The 2,201-nt window shown below is 35.3% G+C and carries 1 protein-coding gene and 1 pseudogene; both read right to left on the bottom strand.

The window, feature by feature from the left end; translation table 11 throughout:
* Nucleotides 1-467 (bottom strand): annotated as a pseudogene (locus DMP16_RS09265) (amidophosphoribosyltransferase); the annotation flags it as partial.
* Nucleotides 460-2,201: phosphoribosylformylglycinamidine synthase subunit PurL (purL, locus tag DMP16_RS09260; protein ID WP_143577142.1), on the bottom strand; the 1,742-nt coding region annotated here is incomplete at its 5' end. The pseudogene DMP16_RS09265 and the gene purL, both read right to left, overlap by 8 nt.

The raw sequence follows: 2,201 nt of genomic DNA, 5'->3' as shown, positions 1-2,201 counted from the left end.
ATTAGAATTAAAGCGGAGTACGCTCCATCAGAATTTTCCATAAAATTCTTCACAGTCTCAATTATACTATCCTTAACTATCCTCTTTTTGAAGAATGAGTAGATGTACTCAGTATCAGTTTTGAATGAGCCAAATTTATAATAGTTACTTATTGTACCATTAAACGCTACTACAATATCAGAGTCGCCTAAAGGTTGTGCTTCATCAATTGAGCTACTTCCGGTCGTTGAATATCTTACATGTCCTATACCATTACGTATTATCTTTTCTAGCTTGTCCCTAAATACTTCTTCTACTAGCCCTAACCCTTTAATAGTATATACCTTTTCCCTTTCTGAGTAAGATATGCCAGCTGACTCTTGTCCCCTATGCTGAAGTAATTTCAGCCCCTCTACAACTAACTGTATATTGATTGGATATCTTGACGATATAGCAAAAATTCCACAATTTTCATGTAGTTTAACCATTAATCATCTCCTCCTCAAGGAAATAACGATAATAATCAACGAGCTTGTTTAAATCGAATTTTTCACCATTTATCTCTAAAACACCAGAATTTTTATCGACATTTCCTATAACCGAGGCAACTATTCCCTTACTGTTTGCTTTCCTTATTATCCAATCTGGATCATTAGATAATAATATGAATCTTCCACTACTTTCTGAAAATAAAATTCTTTTTAAATCATCAGTATCTGCTATTACATTTTTATCATTTATGCTAACTCCAAATCCATTATGAACGATACTAAATAATGAATAAGCCAGACCACCTTTGTTAACGTCTTTTGCAAAAATTATCTTTTCATCGTTGATTAATTCCAGAACAACTTGTGATGCTAGTAAATCCTCTTGAAGTCTAACCTTAGGGACATCAGATATAACATTAAATATTTTTGAAAATAATGAACCACCTAATTCTCCCCTAGTATATCCTAAGAGTACTATGTAAGTATCTTCCTCAACTCTGTTCCTCAAGAATTTCCCTTGTACAATACCAGCCATAACTATTAATGGAGTGGGCTTTATTGGAATACCTCTGTTATTCTCGTTATAGAATGAAACCTTACCACCTACAATAGGTATGTTGAAAAATCTGGCTGCTTCTCCTATGCCTCTAACTGCGTCTACAAAATCATTGTAAACTTCTGGCTTTTTAGGATCTCCAAACTGAAGGTGATCGACTGCAACTATTCCCTTAGCCCCAACTGACGCTAGATTCCTGTAAGCTTCAGCAAATATACCTTTACCGCATTCATAGGAGTCTTCTTCACATAGATCTGGATTTGCATCACCTTTCACTGCTAATAGTTTTCCGTTAGGCAAAAGTAATACTGCACTATCAGCTTCTCCAGGCTTAACTACAGTAGAAGTATTAACTTCATAATCGTATTGACTATACACCCACTCTTTACTTACTAAATCAGGATGAGATAGAACAGTATATAAGGCATCCTTAAGAGATATAGAAGATTTTGTCTCTTTTTTAACACTATCTTTTTCCTTTCTTCTTATTGGCCAAATAAATCTAGGAGGGTTAAGCAGAATATCAGAGGGTAGTGTTACTATATCCTTGTTATTATACCTAAACTTTATATAAGGATCTTTAACTATCTCGCCTATTACCGTACATGGGTATTCGTATTGTTTAAAAATCTCACAAACTTCATCTACTTTATTAGGTTTAACTGCATACAACATTCTTTCTTGTGTCTCAGACACGACTATGTCTATTGGATCCATTCCCTTAACCCGCAGAGGAATTTTTTCTATATTCACTATTGCCCCTAGTCCATTTGCGATTTCAGTCACAGCTACTGCGAGGCCTCCTCCACCTAAATCTTTTATAGCTTCTACCTTATCTGAAACCTCTAGTGTTGCGTCTAAAACTATTTTGCCAGCAAAAGGATCAGCTATTTGAACAGCCCCAATTTCGTCTTCTCCGCTCAATTTTCTTGAAGCAAAAGAAGCCCCACCTAAACCGTCAACCCCAGTCAAACCTACTAAAACTAACTTTAACCCAGGCTCTTTAACTACACTAGGAATTATTTTATCCTTTCTAACTACACCCACACAAGCCACATCAACTAAAGGATTATCGTTAAATGATTCATCAAATGCTAATTCACCACCTACTACTGGTACGCCTATACTATTCCCGTAAAATGCTATTCCTGCTATTATGTTTTTTAACAACCAAC

The sequence above is a fragment of the Sulfolobus sp. B1 genome (assembly GCF_007050195.1).
Taxonomy (GTDB): Archaea; Thermoproteota; Thermoprotei_A; order Sulfolobales; family Sulfolobaceae; genus Saccharolobus.
This window is presented reverse-complemented; position numbering and strand designations above follow the sequence as displayed.